The organism is Microbacterium sp. Root166, from assembly GCF_001427145.1.
In the GTDB taxonomy this organism is placed as follows: Bacteria; Actinomycetota; Actinomycetes; order Actinomycetales; family Microbacteriaceae; genus Microbacterium.
In genome coordinates this window covers 338,691-358,040 of record NZ_LMGL01000002.1, presented here as the reverse complement: position 1 = coordinate 358,040, position 19,350 = coordinate 338,691, and the positions used below count along the sequence as shown (strand labels likewise).

Annotated in this window: 15 protein-coding genes and 1 other RNA gene; 9 read left to right on the top strand and 7 right to left on the bottom strand. The window is 69.9% G+C overall.

Annotated elements, in window-relative coordinates; genetic code table 11:
* Positions 1-111: 111 nt before the first annotated feature.
* On the bottom strand, positions 112-1,035 hold the full coding sequence (locus ASD56_RS09435; RefSeq protein WP_055964740.1) for a proteasome assembly chaperone family protein: 924 nt from the start codon (positions 1,033-1,035) through the stop codon (positions 112-114).
* An 85-nt stretch (positions 1,036-1,120) separates the two neighbouring features.
* Here ASD56_RS09435 and ASD56_RS09430 point away from each other — a divergent pair, with 85 nt between their 5' ends.
* The 3 genes from ASD56_RS09430 to sucB all read left to right on the top strand — a co-directional run bounded on the left by ASD56_RS09430 (position 1,121) and on the right by sucB (position 5,800).
* The gene (locus tag ASD56_RS09430; protein WP_055964737.1) at positions 1,121-2,596 is read left to right on the top strand and encodes a leucyl aminopeptidase; all 1,476 of its coding nucleotides are present in this window, start codon (positions 1,121-1,123) and stop codon (positions 2,594-2,596) included.
* The gene (gene lpdA, locus ASD56_RS09425) at positions 2,596-3,969 is read left to right on the top strand and encodes a dihydrolipoyl dehydrogenase (protein WP_055964734.1); all 1,374 of its coding nucleotides are present in this window, start codon (positions 2,596-2,598) and stop codon (positions 3,967-3,969) included. The genes ASD56_RS09430 and lpdA overlap by 1 nt, the downstream gene beginning before the upstream one ends.
* Positions 3,970-4,030: 61 nt before the next feature.
* On the top strand, positions 4,031-5,800 hold the full coding sequence (gene sucB / locus ASD56_RS09420; protein WP_055964731.1) for a 2-oxoglutarate dehydrogenase, E2 component, dihydrolipoamide succinyltransferase: 1,770 nt from the start codon (positions 4,031-4,033) through the stop codon (positions 5,798-5,800).
* Positions 5,801-5,809: 9 nt separating this feature from the next.
* On the opposite strand, the gene ASD56_RS09415 is transcribed toward sucB, so the two are convergent.
* A complete protein-coding gene (locus ASD56_RS09415) occupies positions 5,810-7,087 on the bottom strand; it encodes a hypothetical protein (RefSeq protein ID WP_055964727.1) in 1,278 nt (425 codons plus the stop codon).
* Positions 7,088-7,209: 122 nt separating this feature from the next.
* Between ASD56_RS09415 and ASD56_RS09410 the strand changes: the two genes are divergently transcribed.
* Entirely contained in the window at positions 7,210-7,920 is a 711-nt protein-coding gene (locus tag ASD56_RS09410) for a DUF4191 family protein (protein WP_055964724.1), read from the top strand.
* Between the two features lie 12 nt (positions 7,921-7,932).
* On the opposite strand, the gene ASD56_RS09405 is transcribed toward ASD56_RS09410, so the two are convergent.
* Positions 7,933-8,355: an RDD family protein gene (locus ASD56_RS09405; RefSeq protein WP_055964720.1), complete on the bottom strand. Its 423-nt coding sequence runs from the start codon at positions 8,353-8,355 to the stop codon at positions 7,933-7,935.
* 104 nt (positions 8,356-8,459) lie between these two features.
* Between ASD56_RS09405 and glnA (ASD56_RS09400) the strand changes: the two genes are divergently transcribed.
* Entirely contained in the window at positions 8,460-9,884 is a 1,425-nt protein-coding gene (gene glnA, locus ASD56_RS09400; RefSeq protein ID WP_055964717.1) for a type I glutamate--ammonia ligase, read from the top strand.
* Positions 9,885-10,156: 272 nt separating this feature from the next.
* Positions 10,157-10,783, top strand: coding sequence for a peptidase M23 (locus ASD56_RS09395; RefSeq protein ID WP_235565635.1), 627 nt, complete (start codon positions 10,157-10,159; stop codon positions 10,781-10,783).
* Between the two features lie 52 nt (positions 10,784-10,835).
* On the opposite strand, the gene ASD56_RS09390 is transcribed toward ASD56_RS09395, so the two are convergent.
* From ASD56_RS09390 to ASD56_RS09380, 3 genes are read right to left on the bottom strand one after another with little or no spacing between them, the layout of a single operon-like run.
* Entirely contained in the window at positions 10,836-13,838 is a 3,003-nt protein-coding gene (locus ASD56_RS09390) for a bifunctional [glutamine synthetase] adenylyltransferase/[glutamine synthetase]-adenylyl-L-tyrosine phosphorylase (RefSeq protein ID WP_055964714.1), read from the bottom strand.
* Between the two features lie 13 nt (positions 13,839-13,851).
* Positions 13,852-15,189, bottom strand: a complete 1,338-nt coding sequence (gene glnA, locus ASD56_RS09385; protein ID WP_055964711.1) for a type I glutamate--ammonia ligase — start codon at positions 15,187-15,189, stop codon at positions 13,852-13,854.
* Positions 15,190-15,227: 38 nt separating this feature from the next.
* The gene (locus ASD56_RS09380) at positions 15,228-15,452 is read right to left on the bottom strand and encodes a hypothetical protein (RefSeq protein WP_055964709.1); all 225 of its coding nucleotides are present in this window, start codon (positions 15,450-15,452) and stop codon (positions 15,228-15,230) included.
* A 96-nt stretch (positions 15,453-15,548) separates the two neighbouring features.
* Here ASD56_RS09380 and ppgK point away from each other — a divergent pair, with 96 nt between their 5' ends.
* Positions 15,549-16,307, top strand: coding sequence for a polyphosphate--glucose phosphotransferase (gene ppgK, locus ASD56_RS09375; RefSeq protein WP_055964704.1), 759 nt, complete (start codon positions 15,549-15,551; stop codon positions 16,305-16,307).
* Between the two features lie 26 nt (positions 16,308-16,333).
* Here ppgK and rnpB read toward each other — a convergent pair.
* Positions 16,334-16,703: RNase P RNA component class A (gene rnpB / locus ASD56_RS11775), an RNA gene on the bottom strand.
* Between the two features lie 228 nt (positions 16,704-16,931).
* On the opposite strand from rnpB, the gene ASD56_RS09370 reads away from it, so the two are divergent.
* On the top strand, positions 16,932-17,582 hold the full coding sequence (locus tag ASD56_RS09370) for an LPXTG cell wall anchor domain-containing protein (protein WP_157535942.1): 651 nt from the start codon (positions 16,932-16,934) through the stop codon (positions 17,580-17,582).
* Between the two features lie 48 nt (positions 17,583-17,630).
* Positions 17,631-19,349 carry a DUF4012 domain-containing protein gene (locus tag ASD56_RS09365; RefSeq protein WP_055964701.1) on the top strand — a complete coding sequence of 573 codons (1,719 nt, stop codon included), beginning with the start codon at positions 17,631-17,633 and terminating at the stop codon, positions 19,347-19,349.
* The last annotated feature ends 1 nt before the right edge of the window (position 19,350 follow it).

Here is a 19,350-nt window from a genome sequence, read left to right as displayed (position 1 = left end):
AACGGGTCGGAGTATCCATTATCTCATACTTGCCGTGCGCCGCCAGCATTCGGCAAACCCGCGTCGCACCTTCACCATGTGCAAACGCCCTCAGGCGCGCGGGCATTCCGCTCAGGGGATGCGCTTGTCGTCCTCGCCGGTCTGCCTGGTCGCCAGGAAGCGCTCGAGCTCCGCCGCGAGCTCGTCGGCACTCGGGAGATCTCCGGTGTGGATCATGGGGGTCGCCAGGGTCGAGCCCGCCATATAGGCGTCGTAGCGCTCCTCCAGGCCGTGCACCATGCGGGAGAGTTCGTCGCTGCCGGCCACCTGCTCCTGCACCTTGGCCAGGTACTCGCGATTCTCTTCGCGAAGCTCCTCCCCCGTGAACACCAGGCTCGTCGCCACCGTCAGGCTGTCCAGCGCCGCCAGCGCGGCCGCCGGATACTCGGTGTCGCCGAGGTAGTGCGGGATCAGCAGGACGAAGCCGGCGACGCGGACTCCGGCCGCGGCGAGGCGGTACTCGAGGAGATGCCCGGCCGTGGACGGCACCTGAGTGTGGGGCTGCCACACCGAGTGCGCCTCGGTGAGGTCGCTCCTCGTTCCGCTCACCGTGGTGCCGATGGGACGCGTGTGCGGCACGGGCATGGGGATGGCGTGGACCCAGGTCACCGTCGACGCGTCGTAGTCGTCGACGAACTCGAGCACCGAAGCCGCGAAGGCATCCCAGCCGAAGTCGGGCTCGTAGCCCGCCAGCAGCAGGAACGGCTGCCCGAGGGCATCGTGCGCGAGCGAGAGCTCGAGCCGCGGCGGGCGGTAGTCGGTCAGGTGGTCCTGCTCGAACGAGATGAGAGGCCGGCGGGCGCGGTAGTCCAGCAGCACGTCGTTGGAGAACACGGCGAGCGGAGTCGGCGCGAGGTCTTCGCGGAAGTAGTCCACGATCCGGCTCACGGCACTGCCCGCATCGGTGAAGCCTGTCAGCGCGATCACGAGCGGCAGACCCCGCGGCACCGGGGGTGCGGAGGCAGAACGCTCGAACAGCGGACCGGAGAGGGGCATCTCTCCATGCTACGAGGCGGGATCGCCGTGGAGGTCGCCGTCGTCCCGCTCAGAGCGAACACCGAAGGTCCATAGGATGGAGACCATGTCGTTTCCCGACCTCGCGTACAGCGATGCCCAGATCCGAGACTCCGACGCCGACGCACTGCTGCTCGCGCTTCCGCCGTTGACAGGCGACGATGCACCCGAGCTGGCGGACTGGCCCGGCCTGCGCGAAGCGCTGCTGGCGACCGGCTTCACCGGTGCCGTCGGATCGCTGCAACGGGTCTACGCCCCCGAAGCCACCACGCACCCCCTCGCCGTCGTGGGCACCGGTGCACGGCCGGATGCCGCGGCCCTGCGCGACGCCGTCGGGGCGGCGATTCGCAGCCTGACCGGATTCGCGACGATCGCCGTCGCCGCTCCGTTCGCCGAGGCGTCGCTGTGGACGGCCGCAGCCGAGGGCGCCGCGCTCGGCGGGTACCGGTTCGACGGGTACAAGTCCGAGGCGCCGAAGGCCCGCGCTTCGCGGGTGGTCGTGCACGGCACCGCCCCCGCCGACGACGCGGCCCTCGCCGCGGTCGCCGCCGCGGCGGACGCGGTCGCCCTCGTGAAGGACCTCGTGTCGATCCCCGCCGAGTGGCTCGGCCCGGCGGACTTCGCCGAACGGGCCGTCGCGAGCGTCGAGGGGCTCCCCGTGACGGTCGAGGTCCTTGACGAGACGGCGCTGCAGGCCGGCGGCTACGGAGGCATCCTCGGCGTCGGGCAGGGCTCGACCCGCCCGCCGCGCCTGGTCCGACTCGAATACGCGCCCGCCGATGCGACGCGCCACATCGCGCTCGTCGGCAAAGGCATCACCTTCGACACCGGCGGCCTCTCGCTGAAGCCGGCCGCCTCGATGGTCGGGATGAAGTACGACATGTGCGGTGCGGCCACGGTTCTGGCCGTGCTGCGCGCGGTCGCGGTGATCGGTGCGCCGGTGAAGCTCACGGCGTGGCTGTGCATCGCCGACAACATGCCTTCCGGCAACGCCACACGACCCGGCGATGTGCTGCGGATGCTCGACGGCACGACGGTGGAAGTCCTCAACACGGATGCCGAAGGACGCCTCGTCCTCGCCGACGGCCTCGTCGCGGCGAGCCGCGAGCACCCCGACGTGATCGTGGACGTCGCGACGCTGACCGGCGCGATCACGATCGCCCTCGGCACCCGCCATGCGGGGGTCATGGGCGACGACGCGGCCGTCGCCGCCTACCTCGCCGCCGCTGCCGCGGAGGCCGAACCCGCGTGGCAGCTGCCGCTGCCGGCCCATATGGTCGACGAGCTGGATTCGCCGATCGCCGACCTGCAGAACGCCAAGATCGGCGATCCCGCGGGCGGCTCGCTGTTCGCCGGCCTGTTCCTGCGCCACTTCGTCGGCCGCACCGGCGACGACGCCGACGCGCCGCGCATCCCCTGGGTGCACCTGGACATCGCCGGCGTCGGCATGAACAAGGGCGGCGGCTACGGCTTCACCGACAAGGGCCCCACCGCAGCGACGGTGCGCAGCCTGATCCGCTTCGTCACGACAGAGGAGTCCTGATGACCGACCACACTTTCGATCTCGTCGTCCTGGGTGGCGGCAGCGGCGGATACGCCGCGGCGCTGCGCGCCGCAGAGCTCGGCCAGTCGGTCGCGCTCATCGAGAAGGACAAGGTCGGGGGCACCTGCCTGCACCGCGGCTGCATCCCGACGAAGGCGCTCCTGCATGCGGCCGAAGTGGCCGACACGGCACGCGAGGCCTCGGCCATCGGCATCCGCGCCTCGTTCGACGGTGTCGACGCGGCCGGTGTCCGCGCATACCGCGAGGGCATCGTGGCGAAGAAGTTCAAGGGACTCGAAGGCCTCATCAAGGCGCGGAAGATCACCGTGGTCACCGGCGAGGGGCGCCTCGAGGCGGGTCCTGCCGTCCGCGTGGGCGACGATCTGTACCTCGGCACCGACGTCGTTCTGGCGACCGGGTCCTACAGCCGGAGCCTGCCCGGCCTCGAGATCGGCGGACGCGTGCTCACGAGCGAGCACGCGCTGGCGCTCGATGAGATCCCCGAGCGCGTGGTCATCCTCGGCGGCGGCGTGATCGGCGTCGAGTTCGCGAGCGTCTGGCGCTCGTTCGGCGTCGACGTCACGATCGTCGAGGCCCTCGATCACCTCGTGCCGAACGAGGACATCGCGCTCAGCAAGGCCCTTGAGCGCGCCTTCCGCAAGCGCGGAATCGCCTCGTCCCTCGGAGTCCGCTTCCAGGGCGTGACCCAGACATCCGAGAGCGTCACCGTGACGCTGGAAGACGGCAAGACGTTCGAGGCGGACTATCTCCTCGTCGCCGTCGGCCGCGGACCGGCGACCGCCGGTCTGGGCTTCGAAGAGGCCGGCCTCACCATCGACCGCGGCTTCGTCGTCACCGATGAGCGGCTGCGCACCGGCGTCCCCCATGTGTGGGCGGTCGGCGACATCGTTCCCGGTCTGCAGCTGGCCCACCGCGGCTTCCAGCAGGGCATCTTCGTCGCGGAGGAGATCGCGGGCCTCTCGCCGGTCGTCATCCCGGACGCTCAGATCCCCAAGGTCACCTACAGTCACCCCGAGGTGGCGTCCGTCGGCCTGACCGAGGCGCAGGCCGTCGAGGCCCACGGCACTGACGGCGTCGTCGCGTACGAGTACAACCTCGCCGGCAACGGCAAGAGCGAGATCCTCGGCACGGCCGGCATCGTGAAGGTCGTCCGCGTCAAGGAGGGGCCGGTGATCGGGGTCCACCTCGTGGGCGACCGGGTGGGCGAGCTCATCACCGAGGGTCAACTCGCGGTGGGATGGGAAGCGCATCCCGAGGACATCGCGCCCTTCATCCACGCGCACCCCACGCAGAGCGAAGCGCTGGGCGAGGCATTCCTCGCACTCGCCGGCAAGCCGCTGCACGCGCTCTGACATCACCCCCTTGCGGGATCACTAAGCTAGACCCGATATCCATTCCGAAGGAGACATCGTCATGAGCACTTCCGTCGTCCTCCCCGCTCTCGGAGAGAGCGTCACAGAGGGTACGGTCACCCGCTGGCTCAAGAAAGTCGGCGACACCGTCCAGGCGGATGAGGGCCTGCTCGAGATCTCCACGGACAAGGTCGACACCGAGATCCCGTCGCCTGTCAGCGGTGTGATCGAAGAGATCCTCGTCCAGGAGGACGAGACCGTCGAGGTCGGCGCGATCCTTGCGAAGATCGGCGACGGCTCGGGTTCTTCCGAGCCCGCGCCCGCCCCCGAGGCGGCGACCGCCGAAGCCGCACCGGCGGAAGCCGCGCCCGCCGACGCTCCGGCCCCCGAGGCTCCGGCCGCCGAGGCTCCGGCCCCCGCCGCCGAGCCTGCTCCCGCGGCTGAGGCCGCACCCGCCGCAGCGCCGAGCGCGCCCGCCGGCGGTGGAAAGGACGTCGTCCTCCCCGAGCTCGGCGAGAGCGTCACCGAGGGCACTGTGACCCGCTGGCTGAAGAAGGTCGGCGACGACGTCGCGGTCGACGAGCCGCTGCTCGAGATCTCCACCGACAAGGTCGACACCGAGATCCCCTCGCCGTTCGCCGGCACGCTGCAGGAGATCCTCGTCCAGGAGGACGAGACGGTTTCGGTCGGCGCTGCTCTGGCCCGCATCGGCGACTCCTCCGGGGCCTCGGCACCGGCGGAAGCCCCGGCTCCTGCCGCAGAAGCGCCCGCCGCGCCCGCTTCGGCTGCCGCGCCCGCTCCGGCTGCCGCGCCCGCTCCGGCTCAGGCTCCGGCCGCTGCTGCTCCGGCTCCGGCCGCCGCGCCCGCTCCGGCTCCCGCCCCTGCGGCTCCGGCTCAGGCCGCTGCGGCTGCCGACGACTCGGACCTCGTCTCGTACGTGACTCCGCTGGTCCGCCGGCTCGCACAGCAGCAGGGTGTCGACCTCGCGTCGGTCAAGGGCACCGGCGTGGGCGGACGCATCCGCAAGGAGGACGTCCTGAAGGCTGCCGAGGCCGCGTCGGCTCCGGCCGCTGCCGCTCCGGCCGCCGCCGCGCCGGCACCGCTCGAGGTCTCGCCGCTGCGCGGCACGACCCAGCCGATGTCGCGTCTGCGCAAGGTGCTCGCCGAGCGCGCGGTCGCGTCGATGCAGTCGACGGCTCAGCTGACGTCGGTCGTCGAGGTCGACGTCACCAAGCTCGCGTCGTTCCGCGACTCGGTCAAGGGCGACTTCCAGGCCAAGACCGGCTCCAAGCTCTCGTTCCTGCCGTTCTTCGCCCTCGCCGCCGCGGAGGCGCTGCAGGCGTACCCCGTGATCAACGCGACGGTCGACGGGACCGACATCGTGTACCCGCCAACCGAGAACCTCTCGATCGCTGTGGACACCGAGCGTGGTCTGCTGACCCCCGTCCTGCGGGACGCGGCGGGCAAGAACCTCGCGCAGATCGCGCACGAGATCGCTGATCTCGCCGCACGCACCCGCGACAACAAGCTGAAGCCCGACGAGCTCGCCGGAGGCACGTTCACGCTGACCAACACCGGTTCGCGCGGCGCGCTCTTCGACACCCCTGTCGTGTTCCTGCCGCAGTCGGCCATCCTCGGCACCGGCGTCGTCGTCAAGCGTCCCGGCATCGTCACGGTCGACGGCAAGGACGCGATCTCGGTGCGCTCCTACGTGTACCTCGCCCTGTCGTACGACCACCGTGTCATCGACGGCGCGGATGCCGCCCGCTTCCTCGGCGCGGTCAAGAGCCGCCTCGAGGCGGCAGCGTTCGAGTCGCAGCTCGGCTACTGATCCATCGGCCTATGGCTGCTGCGCGACGTCCTGGACGTCGCGCAGCAGCCATTCGTCGTTGAGACGGACGATGACCACCAGCTGCGGCTGTTCCGCGGCCGCGACAGGGTCGACCCTCAGCACCGTGACACCGCCGAAGTCATCGAGCAGCACGACCGCCCGCTGATCCGGTGGGAGATCGATCGCGCCGGACGGCATCGGCGTCGACGGATCGGCCATCACCCGCCCAAGGCAGCCGGCATCTCCGCCGCATGCACGGCGTTCGTCGAGCAGCTCGGTCGTCACCTGCACGAGGTCGGTCGGCGCGCCCGCATCCGGTTGCGGTCCGACCGAGACGGTGGAGGGAGCCGGGGTCGGCGCAGCGCTGCCTGCGGGGGTGGCGGAGGCACCGGCGTCCGCGGTCGCTGGAGCCTCCTCGCCCGTGGGCCAGAGAAGCCCCACCGCGAGGACGATCACCGCGGCCGCGCCGCCGATCAGCCACGGCATCCGCCGGCTCCCCTCGGTCGCCCTTCCGCGCCGCCACAGCGACGTCGTCACCTGCGACAGCATGTCGGCGAGGTCACCGTCCAGATGCCGCGTGAGGGCACCCCACAGCGATCGGTGCTCGGTCGGCGCGAGCGCCGTCGCATCGCGGGCTGTCACGGCGAGGTCGCGTGCCGTTCGCGAGCCGGCGGTGGCCGTCTGCAAAGGAAGCGGCGCGGCGAGGCCGAAGAGCTCGGACTCCAGACGCTCGGCCTCCACCCGCGAGAGCCTGGGCGCCGCGACAAGGGAGCTCAACTCCGCCCACACTCCGGTCGCGCGCGATGACCCGCCGAGCCGGTCCAGCACCTCCAGCGCGCCTTCGGTCGCCGGGCGATCGACGGCGTCGGTCGCCAGGACCGGCCGCCCCGCCTCGGTGAGCCACCATTCGCCGGTGACGTCGCTCCCGCTCAGCTCGACGCAGCCGCGAAGAACGCTGACCGCCACCGTGACCGCCTCGCCGTCGACCAGCGCCGCACCCGCGGCGTCACGCCGCGCGAGGAAGTCGGCCAGGCGCTCGGTGCACAGCGGGATCGCCACATCATGACCATCGTCTCGCCGGACCACGTCCAGCGGCACGAGCAGATGGCCGTCCGGCTCGCCCTGCCACCCCCACCAGTCCTCCGGCAGATCGGCCGCGGCGACGTGGATGCGGCGCTCGCCCGAGGCCAGCGAGACGAGCATGCCGGGCCACGGTCCGTCCGCCGTGGCCGAGACCGGACGCAGCGCCCGATACGGGTCGGTCAGGAGGTCTTCGTCCGCAGTCACACCGACCAGGCTCGCCGGATGCGCACCCGCCCGCCCCCGCGCTCCCGTTCGCTGTGGAGGAACCCGCACCCGACGGCTATGGGGAGGAAGAGCGAGGCCCCCGCGAAAGGTACGCTGGAGGCATGGCCGCCCGCACCACCGCACCCGAGAAGCGCCCCGGCTTCTTCTCGCAGATCCGTAGCCTCTACACGTTCACGCAGCAGGCGTTCCCGTGGCTTCCGTACGCGCTGATCGGCGTGGTCCTCCTCGGCATCGCCGCAGGCGTCGGCGCGGGCTTCCTGCTGCCGCCCGTCGCGATCTGGAGCGTCATCCTGTGGGGCGTCACCGGCCTGATGCTCGGCATCCTGCTGTCGCTGATGCTGATGACCCGACTGTCGACCCGTGCGATGTACAAGAAGATCGACGGGATGCCGGGAGCCGCCGGTCACGTGCTGTCGACGTCGCTCGGCCGCAAGTGGCAGGCCGCGGAGATGCCGGTCGGGGTCAACCCCAAGACTCAGGATGCCGTCTACCGCACCGTCGGACGCGGCGGCGTGGTCATCGTGGGCGAGGGTGCCCGCGGACGACTGACGCGCCTGGTCAATGACGAGCGCTCGAAGGTGCAGCGCGTCGCCTCGGGCGTGCCGGTGACGGTCATCTACGTCGGCCACGGCGAGGGCGACGTGCCCATCTCGAAGCTCGCCTCGACCATCAAGGCGCTGCCGAAGAAGATCGACCGCACCACGATGGCCGCCGTCATCAAGCGCATCGAGTCCGTGTCGCAGTCGCTCGCGTCGATGCCGATCCCGAAGGGCATCGACCCGACGAAGGCGCGCGCTCCGCGCCCTCGCTAAGACGCGCGCGGGTCAGGCCCGCAGCAGCATCGTGGCCGCCGCCTTGTCGTGCAGACCGCGCTGATCGGCATCCCAGATCACCGCGGGGATGACGACGATCAGCAGCAGCGTGCGCACGACGGGTCGCCAGAGCCCCACCCAGGCGCCGTCCGCACGCACCAGCCGGAGTCCGAAGATGCGGTGACCCGGGCTGCCCTGGATCGTCGGGATGAAGACGATCTGGATCGCCGCGAAGATCGCCAGGATGGCCAGCGGATCCCAGCCGAAGAACCCGGAGATCAGGTAGGCGGCGCCGTAATCCAGGAACAGCGCGCCGATTCGCCGGCCGGGACGGCCGATCGATCCGCTGCCCTCGCGGGGAAGTCCGAGGCGCTCACCGGGGTAGCTCGGGGCATTCTGGGTCACCCCGCCAGCGTATCCAGGTGCTCGTAACATGCCGGAAACAATGGTGTCACTGCCGGGCAATCCCCCGCGGGTACCGTGCCACTAATAGCGCCCCCGCGCGCGGCAGTTCCCGATGCCCTATCTCTGGAGCCTTCATGTTCAAAGATTCATCCGAGGTGCTCAAGTACATCAAGGACGAGGACGTCAAGTTCCTCGACATCCGTTTCACGGATCTTCCCGGTGTGCAGCAGCACTTCAACATCCCGGCGTCGACCGTTGACGAGGAGTTCTTTACGGTCGGCCAGCTGTTCGACGGCTCCTCGATCCGCGGTTTCGCGAACATCCACGAGTCCGACATGCAGCTCATCCCGGATGTGTCGACGGCGTACCTCGACCAGTTCCGCGAGGCGAAGACGCTCATCATGATCTTCGACATCTACAACCCGCGCAACGGCGAGATCTACAGCAAGGACCCGCGTCAGGTCGCCAAGAAGGCCGAGAAGTACCTGGCCTCCACCGGCATCGCCGACACCGCGTTCTTCGCTCCCGAGGCCGAGTTCTACATCTTCGACGACGTCCGCTACGAGGTGAAGCAGAACTCCAGCTTCTACTCGGTGGACTCCGAAGAGGGCGCCTGGAACACCGGCCGCGAAGAAGAGGGCGGCAACCTCGGGAACAAGACCCCCTACAAGGGCGGCTACTTCCCCGTCTCCCCCGTCGACAAGCAGGCCGACCTCCGCGACGACATCAGCCTCAAGCTGATCGACGCCGGCCTCATCCTCGAGCGCGCGCACCACGAGGTGGGCACCGGCGGCCAGGCTGAGATCAACTACCGCTTCGACACCATGGTCCACGCGGCGGACGACATCCTGAAGTTCAAGTACATCGTCAAGAACACGGCCGAGCAGTGGGGCAAGTCCGCCACGTTCATGCCCAAGCCCCTCTTCGGCGACAACGGCTCGGGCATGCACACGCACCAGTCGCTGTGGAGCAACGGCCAGCCGCTGTTCTACGACGAGAAGGGCTACGGCGGCCTGTCCGACCTCGCCCGCTGGTACATCGGCGGCCTGCTCGCACACGCCCCGGCCGTCCTGGCGTTCACGAACCCGACGCTGAACAGCTACCACCGCCTGGTCAAGGGCTACGAGGCTCCGGTCAACCTGGTGTATTCGGCCGGCAACCGCTCCGCCGCCATCCGCATCCCGATCACGGGCTCCAACCCCAAGGCCAAGCGCATCGAGTTCCGCGCTCCCGACGCCTCGGGCAACCCGTACCTGGCGTTCGCGGCGCAGCTCATGGCCGGTCTCGACGGCATCAAGAACCGCATCGAGCCGCACGAGCCGGTCGACAAGGACCTCTACGAGCTCCCGCCCGAGGAGGCCAAGAACATCCCGCAGGTGCCGAACTCGCTGCAGGACTCGCTCGACGCACTCGCGGCCGACCACGAATTCCTCCTGGCCGGCGGCGTGTTCACGCCCGAGCTGATCGAGACCTGGATCGAGTACAAGATCGAGAACGAGATCAAGCCGCTCGCCGCTCGTCCGCACCCGTTCGAGTTCGAGCTGTACTACGGCGTCTGATCTGACGCACAGCTGACGAGGGCCCCGGGAGACCGGGGCCCTTCGTCGTCGCCACCCGCCCGGCGGGCCACGGTGGCTGGCGGTGCCCAGCGCGCGCGCATACGCTGAACGAGCCCACGACGGACGGAAGGCGACAGCAGATGCTCCCGCGCCAGGCTGCGAGGACCCGGCGGACGCGAACTCGCGCGCCGAAGTCCACGTCCCGACGTGTGCCGCGCCGTCGCAGGTCCACTCGAAGATCGAAGCAGCGCGGGACAGCGCACGTTTTCGCGGTGTCGGTCGCACTGACGGCCGTGGTGCTGCTGGCGGGCGCCGTCGTCGCAGGGGCAGTGGTCGCGCATGCGCTGACCGCGCCGATGAGCGACCGAATCGACTCGGCGCCACTCTTCGCTCCTCCGACCGACCGCGAGCCGGACGTCGCGGGCTACGGGCAGGAGCAGCTCGCGCACGCCTGCGCCATTCTCGCTGCGGGGCGCGACCTGGGCATGGATGAGCGGGACCAGACCATCGCGGTCATGACGGCCATGGGCGAGTCCTCACTGCGCAACATCGACTACGGCGACTGGGAGACGAGCGGGGTGACGAATCCCGACGGCTCCCGGACGACCTCGATCGGTCTGTTCCAGCAGCAGGATGGCTGGGGATCACGTGAAGCGCGGCTCGACCCCTACACTGCCGCGAGCTTCTTCTACCGCGCGATGATCGCTCGCGTGCCCGATCGCACGGCCCTCAAGCCGACCCTGGTGGCCCATCGCACCCAGGTGAACGCCGACCCGCTCCACTACGAGCGCTTCTGGGACCGTGCGGTGCGGGTGGTGGCGGCGCTGAACGCGGCGCCACTCCCCGGGGACCGCATCGACGGCATCACGGTGTGCCCGGCCCCCACGACGCACGAGTGAGAGTTCGGCGGCCGCAGCGGTCCTGCCGCCGCCGACGAGCCGAGGCATCCGCTCAGCCGTAGAAGAGCTTCTCGAAGAAGCGCCGAGCCCGGCGCGTGGTGCCCAGGTAGTCCTCTTCGACCTGCGTCGCCGAGCGCGGCGGGTACTCGAGCAGGCGTCCGATCCCATCGAGCTTCTTGCGGTCGACCGGCAGCACGTCGCTGGTCTGCCCGGACAGAAGCGTGTTCGCCGAGCGCAGCCGGCTCGCCAGACGCCAGGCCTCGTGCAGCCGGTCCGCGGCGGCCGCGGGGACGAGTCCGGCAGAGCGCGCCGCCGCCAGGGCGCCGAGGGTGGACGTCGTGCGCATGCCGGCAACGGCATGGGCGTGCTCGAGCTGCAGCAGCTGCACCAGCCACTCGACGTCGCTGAGCGAGCCGGGACCGAGCTTGAGGTGGCGCGCGGGGTCGACGCCCTGCGGCAGCCGCTCGGCCTCGACGCGCGCCTTGATGCGCTTGATCTCGCGCAGCGCCTGCGGATCGACGGCCGCGGGGTACCGCACCTGGTCGGCCAGGGCCGTGAACTCGCGGATGAGCTTGACGCTGCCGGCGACGCCCCGGGCGCGCAGGAGAGCCTGCGCCTCCCACGACAGCGACCATCGGCGGTAGTACTCGGCGTACGCCTCGAGCGAGCGGGCGATGGGGCCGTTGCGTCCCTCGGGACGCAGGTCGGCGTCGAGATCCAGCGGCACGCGATGGTCCTCGGAATGCGCCCGCAGCGCCGCGACCAGCTTCACGGCCAGTTCGTGGGCGCGCTGCGGGTCGACGCCGTTCGGGTTGTAGACGTACATGACGTCGGCGTCGGAGCCGAACCCAAGCTCGCGCCCGCCGAAGCGTCCCATCGCGATCACCGAGAAGTCGAGGGCGTCATCCTCGGCCGGCACGATCTCGGGCCGGACGGCGCGGAGCGTCGCCTGGATCGTCACGTCGGTGATCGTGGTGAGGGCCTCGGCCATCTGCTCGATGGTGATGGTGCCGATGATGGCCGACATCGCCGTCCGCAGCAGTTCGCGCCGGCGCAGCCCTCGCACCGAGCGCATCGCATCCTCCACGGAGCCGTGGCGCGCCTGGATGGCCCGCGCCTCCTGCTGGAGGGCGTGCCCCGAGCGCGGCTTGAGCAGCTCCGGGTCGTCGAGCCATGCGGCCGACTCCGGGATCCACTCCATGAGCTCGCCGACATAGCGGGACCCCGACAGCACCCTCGTCAGGCTCTCCGCTGCTGCGGAAGAGTCCCGCAGCATGCGGAGGAACCAGGGGGTGTCGCCCAGACGCTCGCTGAGCCGGCGGAACGCCAGGAGTCCGTAGTCGGGGTCGACCCCGTCCGCGAACCACCGGATCATGACGGGCATGAGATGGCGCTGGATGGTCGCCTTGCGGCTGAGGCCGCTCGTGAGCGCAGCGATGTGACGCAGCGCCCCCGCGGGGTCGGCGAAGCCGATCGCCGCGAGGCGATCATGGGCCTGTTCGGTGGAGAGCACCCGCTCGTCCGCCGGCAGCGCCGCGACTGCCGACAGGAGAGGCCGATAGAAGAGCCGGACATGGATGTCGCGCACCTCGCGCTTGATGGACTCCCACAGCTGCCAGACCGCGTCGCCCGTGTCGGCGAGCCCCGATGCCCGCGCGAGCACCCGCAGGTCCTCGGGGCGTGCGGGCATCAAGTGGGTGCGGCGCAGATTGCGCAGCTGGACCCGGTGCTCGAGCAGCCGGAGCACGCGGTAGTCGCGTGAGAAGGCGGACGCGTCCGCCCGGCCGATGTAGCCCTCGGCGACCAGCGCGTCCAGCGCCTCGAGCGTGCCCCGCTGCCGGATGCGGTCATCCGAGAGGCCGTGCACGAGCTGCAGCAACTGCACCGTGAACTCGATGTCGCGGATGCCGCCGGGCCCGAGCTTGATCTGCAGCGGTACCTCGGCTGCGGGGATGTGCTCGGTGACGCGCTCGCGCATGCGCTGGACGTTGTCGACGAAGTTCGCGCGCGCGGCGCTCGTCCACACCTTCGGCTGCACTGCCGCGACGTAGGCCTCTCCGAGCGGCGCATCGCCGGCGATCGGCCGCGCCTTGAGCAGCGCCTGGAATTCCCAGCTCTTCGCCCAGCGGTCGTAGTACGCGAGATGCGAGTCCAGCGTGCGCACGAGCGCCCCCTGCTTGCCCTCGGGCCGCAGGTTGGCGTCGACCTCCCACAGCGGAGGCTCCGTCTCGATGCTCGAGATGCCGCGCATCGTCTGAAGGGCGAGGCGGGTCGCGATGTCGACCAGACGACTCTCCCCCGGCGACTCACCGCCCTCCGAGGCGAGGCCGGCCACGAAGATCACATCGACGTCGCTCACGTAATTGAGCTCGCGTGCACCGGTCTTGCCCATGCCGATGATGGCCAGGCCCGTCTGCGCCACCTGATCGCGGGGGAAGAGACCGGCGCCCGCGGCGCCGCCCGAGACCCGGGTGCGGGCGACCGCGAGCGAGGCCTCCAACGCCGCGCCCGCGGCATCCGCGAGCCGTGCTGCGACGGCGGCCACGACATCGACGGGCGAGTCGCTCAGCAGGTCGTACGCCGCGATCCGGGCGAGCATGCGGCGGTATCGCACGCGCAGCGCCACCCACGCGGCCTCGCTCCCGTCCGAGGCGAAGCCGTCGACCGTGCCGACGGAGTCGAGGAGCTCCTCCATCATCTCCCCCGTCGAGGGCAGCGATTCGCCGGCTCCCACCAGATGGGCGAGCTCGGAAGGATGCCGCAGGAAGAAGTCCGCGAATCCGGTCGATGCACCGAGCAATGCCCACAGCGCCTGCCGGCCCCGGGCGTCCTCGTGCAGCGCACGCAGGGCCACGGCATCCCGGCGCGCAATCCTCGCCATGGCGCCCAGAGCCTCGTCCGGGTCGGCGGCGCGGGAAGCGCCGGCCATCACGAGCTCGCGCGGGAGACCTGCCTCGCTCTCGAGCTCGGCGAGCAGGTCGTCGGCTTCACGGAGCCGCCCGAAGCCGAGGCGCGCGAGATGGGTGAGAGAGCTGGATCTTTCGCTCGCGGACATGCGTCAGCAGGCGTCAGAGCATCTCGAGGTTGCTCTTGAGCTCGAACTGGGTCACCTGCGAGCGGTACTCCTGCCATTCGCGACGCTTGTTCAGCAGCACGTAGTTGAAGACCTGCTCACCGAGGGTCTCGGCGACGAGCTCGGACTCCTCCATGTACTCCAGCGCGTGGTCGAGGCTGGCCGGCAACGGGGCGTACCCGAGGGCGCGGCGCTCGGCATCCGTCAGCGACCAGACGTTGTCCTCCGCCTCGGGAGGCAGCTCGTAGCCCTCTTCGATGCCCTTGAGCCCGGCCGCCAGCATGAGCGCGTAAGCCAGGTAGGGGTTGGCCGCCGAATCGAGCGCGCGGTACTCCACCCGCGACGACTGGCCCTTGCTGGGCTTGTAGAGCGGCACGCGCACGAGCGCGGAGCGGTTGTTGTGACCCCAGCAGATGAAGCTCGGAGCCTCGTCGCCGCCCCACAGCCGCTTGTAGGAGTTGACGAACTGGTTCGTCACGGCCGCGATCTCGTTGGCGTGGCGCAGCAAGCCGGCGATGAACTGGCGGCCCACCTGCGAGAGCTGGTACTGCGCGCCCTCCTCGTAGAAGGCGTTGACGTCGCCCTCGAACAGGGACATGTGGGTGTGCATGCCGCTGCCCGGCTTGCCGCTCAGAGGCTTCGGCATGAACGTCGCGTACACGCCCTGCTCGATCGCGACCTCTTTGATCACGGTGCGGAACGTCATGATGTTGTCGGCCGTCGCCAGCGCGTCGGCGTATCGCAGGTCGATCTCGTTCTGCCCGGGGCCGCCCTCGTGGTGGCTGAACTCGACCGAGATGCCGAGGTCCTCCAGCATGCGCACCGAGCGTCGGCGGAAGTCGTGCGCGGTGCCGCCGGGGACGTTGTCGAAGTAGCCGGCGGAGTCCACGGGCTCGGGGCCGTCGGCGCCGAAGGAGGACGATTTCAGCAGGTAGAACTCGATCTCGGGGTGGGTGTAGAACGTGAACCCCGCGTCGGCCGCCTTGGCGAGCGTGCGCTTGAGCACGTGACGAGGATCCGCCACGGCCGGCTGCCCGTCCGGCGTCGTGATGTCGCAGAACATGCGCGCGGTCGGGTCGATCTCACCCCGCCAGGGCAGGATCTGGAACGTCGTGGGATCGGGATGGGCGAGAAGATCCGACTCGTACGAGCGGGTCAGGCCCTCGATCGCGGAGCCGTCGAAACCCAGGCCCTCGCTGAATGCACCCTCGACCTCGGCCGGGGCGATCGCCACCGACTTCAGGGTTCCGATCACATCCGTGAACCAGAGGCGGACGAACTTGACGCCCCGCTCCTCGATCGTCCTCAGAACGAAGTCACGCTGCTTGTCCATCGCATCCTCTCCGGGTGCCCGATGCGGCCGATGCCAGACTACTGGTCGCCGCGCGGCTCTCCCGACGCAGCGCCGCTCCAGCCGTCCTCTCTCGCCTCTTCTTCGGCCCAGGCGCGGGATCGGCGCCGGATGACTTCGGGCGCGTCCGCGGCCTCCTCGGGGGTGTCGAACGGGCCGGCGCGATCGACGGAGGGCGACTCATAGCCCTTCTCGACCTCGCCGGTCTTGAGGTTGTACCAGTACTTCTCGCTGTCGCTCGTCATGGTTCGCTCCTCGGATCGCGTCGCCCCTCGGCGGCTTGGGCACGATCCTAGCGATCGGGCCCGATGCCCCGCTCGCCCGCTGGCTAGGCTGAGCGCATGGCATCACACGCGACTCGCGCCGTCGGCGTGGACATCGGCGGCACCGGCATCAAGGCGGGAGTCGTGGACCTCGAGAAGGGCGTCCTCGAGAGCCGCCGCGTGAAGGTGGCGACTCCCCCGGGCGCCGAGCCGAAGGACGTCCTCGCCGCGGTCACCGAGGTGCTGTCCACCCTCGAGGTGACCGATTCGATCCCGCTCGGCGTGGCGTTCCCCGCGATCGTGAAGCACGGCCGGACGCTCTCGGCGGCGAACGTGTCGGAGAAGTGGATCGGGTTCGAGGCCGAGAAGTTCTTCGAAGAGGGCCTCGAGCGCGAGATCCATTTCGCCAACGACGCGGATGTCGCCGGGATCGCCGAGCATCGGTACGGCGCGGCCCGCGATCAGCACGGCCTCACGATCCTCACGACGCTGGGCACCGGCATCGGCTCCGCGATGCTCTACAACGGCGTGCTCATGCCGAATTCCGAGCTGGGTCACCTTCAGCGCGCAGGGCACGGGAAGGATGCCGAGGCCTACGCAGCCTATTCGGCGATGGAGCGCGAGGAGCTCAGCTGGGAGCAGTGGGCCGAGCGGCTGCAGTGGTACTACAGCTACGTCGAGTCCCTCTTCAGCCCGGATCTGTTCATCGTGGGCGGCGGGGTCTCGAAGCACGCCGACAAGTTCCTGCACCTGCTCGAGCTGAAGACGCCGATCGTCCCCGCCGTGCATCGCAACAACGCGGGCATCATCGGGGCAGCGGCCCTGGCTCTCGGCTGAGCGCAGCCGGAAGGCACTCGAGAGGGCGAATGGGCCGGCCTGTACGCCGGGTTCTGTCCGGGGGCCGAAGCCCCGTGGACGGTCATCTCTCTCGGCGACACGTTGCCGTGCCGCTCAAGCGGCCTACCCGGGGACTCGGCGAGCCGCGTCAACATCCCCTGTCTGGCCTTGCTCCGGGCGAGGTTTACCTTGCGGGTCGCGTCACCGCGACCCCGGTGGTCTCTTACACCACCCTTTCACCCTTACCGGGACCGAAGCCCCGGCGGTCTGCTCTCTGTGGCACTGTCTCGCGGATCACTCCGGGTGGGTGTTACCCACCGCCCTGCCCTGCGGAGCCCGGACGTTCCTCGGCGCGACACGGAGTACCGTGCGCGACGCGACCGTCCAGCCGACCCATTCGCACGCCGAAGTCTACCGGTGCGGCCTGAATGGCCACCGGTTTCCGGCTCGCGCGGTGTTCATCGCCCGAAGAACGAACGATTGGGCTAGCATGATTGTGCTTGTACTTGGGGTACGAGCGGCTCGCGCTGGGGTGCGGGCATCTGGGGAAGACGTTCGAGGCGTCCGCATTGTCGGGCGTATTCGAGCGATGGCCACTGGGGGGCTGAAGTGTTGCGAAAAATCATGTCAATCGTCGCGATCGCGGGGATCATTGCGATCTCCGCTCCTGCGGCGGCGAACGCCATCGAAGGCGACGAGGAATACACGCCGACGATTCCGGAAAGCGCGACGCTTGCCGGATCGGTTGCCTATGGGGAATGTCAGCGAGACGTCCCGTGGATCAACTACAACGTCACGCTGACGGATCCGGATGAGCAGGCGACCAGCGATACGGCGACTCTCATCCTCACGGACGGCGCGAACACCGCGGAGATCCCGCTCGGCACGCTCGTCGGCAACTCGTTGTCCGGTCGGATCCTCTGGCCTGGCGCATCGGTCGACGGGTCCGGAAACCCGACGGGCTGGCCCGGATGGGCGTTCGTGAACGGCGAGTGGGTCGAGACGAGCGGCAACTTCGCGTGGACGCGGGGTGCGATCTCGGCGAAGATCCGGGTCAACCCGGATCTGGTCGTCGCGCTGAGCTACCCGCCGGCCACGCCGCAGTGCGCTGCCGCACCGCCTCAGGGCTCGGGCGGGGGCGGCGCTGCGAGCGAAGCTCCCGGCTTGGCCGTCACGGGAGAAGACGTGCCGATCATCGCGGTAGCGGTCGGCGCGGCGCTGCTCGTCGCCGGCGGCGCGGCAGTCATGCTGCGGCGGCGCACCACCCGGTCCTGAAAGGTGCGGGTCGAACGGGCGGCAGCCGGGCCTCGGCGCGCCGCGAGAGTGGGCTTCGCCCTCCTCGCGGTCGCCGTGGCCGCCTTGGCGTGGCTCGGCGTGCGCGGCTGGATGGCGTACGGCGAGCTGAATGCAGCGAAGGCTCTCACCTCGGAGCTGAAGGCGTCCGCCGCGGCGATGGATGCCGATGCCGCCGGCTCTGCAGCTGATGAGATGGCGCTGCATGCGGCGCGCGCTGCGGAGCTCACCTCGGACCCCGTGTGGCGGGCCGCCGAGTACGTCCCGTGGCTCGGTCCGAACTTCGCGGCCGTGCGCGTCGTCGCACAGGAATTGGACTCCGTCCTCTCCGAGGCGGTCGTTCCGCTGCTGAGCGCAGCGCGGAGCATCTCCGCGACCGCGGCAGCCGGCGGGCGTATCGACCTCGCTCCGATCGTTGCGCAACAGGAGCCGATCACTCAGGCGAGCGCGGCTCTCGAGCAGGCGGCCGAGCACCTCGAAGACGTCGAGGCGGCGCGTCTGCTGCCTCCGGTGCGCGATGGCTTCAGCGAGGTGAACGAGACGGTCGCGCAGTTCGTCCCGATCGTCTCCGCCGTCGAGGACGCCGCTCGGATCCTTCCGCCGATCCTCGGCTCGGACGGCCGCCGCACGATTCTGATCATGCTGCAGAACAACGCGGAGCTGCGGACCGGCGGCGGGATCACGGGGTCCTTCGTCGAACTCGCAGCTGAGGACGGCGCGCTGACGCTGGTGTCCCAGGCGGACTCCTCTGAATTCAAGTCTTCGCCGACGGAGCTCCTGCCGGTTCCGGCGTCGACCACACGGCTCTACGGCGATCGCGTCGGGAGATTCGTGCAGAACGCCTCGATGTCCGCGGAGTTCCCGCTCACCGCTCAGCTCGTCTCGACCTGGTGGGAGCGGCATTCCGGAGTGAGGCCCGACGTCCTGCTCTCGGTCGACCCGATGGTGCTGGAGGCGATACTCGATGTCACCGGGCCGGTGTCGACAGGCCAGGGCGAGCTCTCCGCGGGCGAACTCCAGCAGAAGCTGCTCGTGGACCCATACCTCGCACTCGATCAAGCCGATCAGAACGTGCACTTCCGCGAGGTGGCGACGTCCGTGTTCGCACGGCTCACGCAGGGCGAGGTGGACGTGACGACCCTGGCTGCGGCGCTCGCCCAGCCGGCCGAAGAAGGCCGGATCGCGCTCTGGAGTGCCGTGTCGCAGGAGCAGGAGATCATCGCGTCGACTCTCCTCGCCGGCCCCTCGGCCAGACAGCGGCTGGCCGGCCCGGACGCGTTCGCGATCTACCTCAACGATGCGACCGGCGGCAAGATGGACAGCTTCCTCGACGTCACGATCACATCCGGAAGCGAAGAGTGTCGCCCGGATGGCCATCGCGATGTCGTCGTCGCCGTGACCCTCGCCAGCGACGCACCCGCGGACGCCGCCGGATTCCCCGCCAGTATGACCGGCGGCGGCCACTTCGGCACGGCCGTCGGCGATATCGCGACGAATGTCTCGGTGTCGGCGCCCCTCGGCTCGTTCTTCGGCGGAGTCGCGATCGGCGGTGAGCTGGTTCCCGCCGTCGAAGTCGAGGACGCCGGATTCCCGGTGACCGCTGTGCGGGTCGATCTGTCACCGGGTGAGACGGTCACGGTCGAGTTCCGGTTCGTGGCGGCAGATCCGGGAGAGGTCAGCCCGGTGATCCTCCACACGCCTCTGCTGAGCAAGCCTGACGTCACCTCGGCAGCGGTGACCTGCCGCTGAG

What these genes read in the sequence shown, in the direction of transcription:
- ASD56_RS09435 (WP_055964740.1), bottom strand. Translation starts at nt 1,035, where the DNA reads ATGCCCCTCTCCGGTCCGCTGTTCGAGCGTTCTGCCTCCGCACCCCCG.
- ASD56_RS09405 (WP_055964720.1), bottom strand. Translation starts at nt 8,355, where the DNA reads ATGTTACGAGCACCTGGATACGCTGGCGGGGTGACCCAGAATGCCCCG.
- ASD56_RS09370 (WP_157535942.1), top strand. Translation starts at nt 16,932, where the DNA reads ATGTCAATCGTCGCGATCGCGGGGATCATTGCGATCTCCGCTCCTGCG.
- lpdA (WP_055964734.1), top strand. Translation starts at nt 2,596, where the DNA reads ATGACCGACCACACTTTCGATCTCGTCGTCCTGGGTGGCGGCAGCGGC.
- glnA (WP_055964717.1), top strand. Translation starts at nt 8,460, where the DNA reads ATGTTCAAAGATTCATCCGAGGTGCTCAAGTACATCAAGGACGAGGAC.
- ASD56_RS09390 (WP_055964714.1), bottom strand. Translation starts at nt 13,838, where the DNA reads ATGTCCGCGAGCGAAAGATCCAGCTCTCTCACCCATCTCGCGCGCCTC.
- ppgK (WP_055964704.1), top strand. Translation starts at nt 15,549, where the DNA reads ATGGCATCACACGCGACTCGCGCCGTCGGCGTGGACATCGGCGGCACC.
- ASD56_RS09430 (WP_055964737.1), top strand. Translation starts at nt 1,121, where the DNA reads ATGTCGTTTCCCGACCTCGCGTACAGCGATGCCCAGATCCGAGACTCC.
- ASD56_RS09380 (WP_055964709.1), bottom strand. Translation starts at nt 15,452, where the DNA reads ATGACGAGCGACAGCGAGAAGTACTGGTACAACCTCAAGACCGGCGAG.
- glnA (WP_055964711.1), bottom strand. Translation starts at nt 15,189, where the DNA reads ATGGACAAGCAGCGTGACTTCGTTCTGAGGACGATCGAGGAGCGGGGC.
- sucB (WP_055964731.1), top strand. Translation starts at nt 4,031, where the DNA reads ATGAGCACTTCCGTCGTCCTCCCCGCTCTCGGAGAGAGCGTCACAGAG.
- ASD56_RS09410 (WP_055964724.1), top strand. Translation starts at nt 7,210, where the DNA reads ATGGCCGCCCGCACCACCGCACCCGAGAAGCGCCCCGGCTTCTTCTCG.